This is a genomic window from Micromonospora sp. U56, from assembly GCF_018070095.1.
GTDB lineage: Bacteria > Actinomycetota > Actinomycetes > Mycobacteriales > Micromonosporaceae > Micromonospora > Micromonospora purpureochromogenes.
The window spans coordinates 1-1465 of record NZ_JAGPYL010000249.1 but is presented as its reverse complement, the minus strand read 5'-3'; the positions used below and the strand labels follow the sequence as shown (position 1 = coordinate 1465).

1 protein-coding gene and 1 pseudogene are annotated in these 1465 nt (G+C 80.8%); both read left to right on the top strand.

Annotated elements, in window-relative coordinates:
• Positions 1 to 360 (top strand): annotated as a pseudogene (locus KBX37_RS33805) (bifunctional cobalt-precorrin-7 (C(5))-methyltransferase/cobalt-precorrin-6B (C(15))-methyltransferase); the annotation flags it as partial.
• A gap of 203 nt (positions 361 to 563) precedes the next feature.
• The coding region (locus KBX37_RS33800; protein ID WP_210779878.1) for a cobalamin biosynthesis protein at positions 564 to 1465 on the top strand (902 nt) is incomplete at its 3' end.

Here is a 1465-nt window from a genome sequence, read left to right as displayed (position 1 = left end):
GGGGCTCGCGACCCGCGGGCGCCGGGGCGGGCCACCGCCGCCCGGCACGGCGTCGACGTCCGGCTGGTGACCGGGGACGCCCCCGAGGCGCTGCGCGGGCTGCCCGACCCGGACGCCGTCTTCGTCGGCGGCGGCGGCACGGACGTGCTCGCCGCGGTGGCCGAGCGCCGGCCGGACCGGGTGGTGGTCACCCTCGCCGCGCTGGACCGGGTCGCCCCCGCCGTGCACCTGCTGCGCGACGCCGGCTACGCCGTCGAGGGCAGTCAGCTCGCCGCCGCCCGCCTCGCCGACCTACCCGGCGGCTCACTGCGCCTGGCCGCCACCAACCCGGTGGTCGTCCTCACCGGGGAGCGCCGGTGACCAGTCCATCCACCCACCACACCGGACCTTCACGGGGAGCACACGGGCAGCAGACCGCACCACCCGGCGCCGCCCCGACCGGAGCCGACACCGAGCCCGGCTCGGCGGCCACCGCGCTCGGCTCGGCTGGCACCGTGCCCGGCCCGGCTGGCACCGCGCCCGGCCCGGCCGGGGCCACGACCGTTGCGCACGCGAGCCCGACGGTGGGGACCGCGACCGGCCCCGGCACCGTCGGGCTGGTCGCCGCCACCGCCGCCGGGCGGCGGCACGCCCGGACCCTCGCCGACGCCTGGCCGCACGCCCAAGAGGTCCCGGGCGAGACGGTCGCCGACGCGCTGCGGACGGCCTGGGCGCACTGCGATGCGGTGGTGGCGTTCCTGGCCACCGGGGCGGTGGTCCGGATCCTCGCGCCGCTGCTCGGCGACAAGCGCACCGACCCGGCCGTGGTGGTCGTCGACGAGGCCGCGCGGCACGCGGTCGCGCTGCTCGGCGGGCACGCCGGCGGCGCCAACGCCCTCGCCGCCGAGGTGGCCACGCTGCTCGACGCCCGCCCGGTGGTCACCACCGCCACCGACGCCGTCGGCCTGCCCGGCCTGGACACCCTCGGCTGGCCGGTCGAGGGGGCGGTGGCCGCCGTCTCCCGGGCGATCCTCGACGGCGAGCCGGTCCGCCTCGACGCCGACGCCACCTGGCCGCTGCCGCCGCTGCCCGACCACGTGCGCGCCGACGCGCCGGACGGCGGGTACCGGCTGCTGGTCACCGACCGGGTCGTGCCGCTGGACGGGCGGACCGCCGTGCTGCGCCCGCCGTCCCTGGTCGCCGGGATCGGCTCCAGCCGGGGCGTGGCCGCCGTTGAGGTGGCCGGGCTGCTGCGCGGGGCGCTCGCCGGGGCCGGGCTGGCCGAGGCCAGCCTGCGCTGCCTGGCCAGCGTCGACCTCAAGGCCGACGAGGCGGGCATCGTGGACACCGCCCGCGCGCTCGGCGTACCCCTGCGGACCTGGCCGGTGGCGGAGCTGGCCGCCGTCGACGTGCCGCACCCCAGCGAGGTGGTCCGCGCCGCCGTCGGCACCCCCAGCGTCGCGGAGGCCGCGGCGCTGCGCGGCGG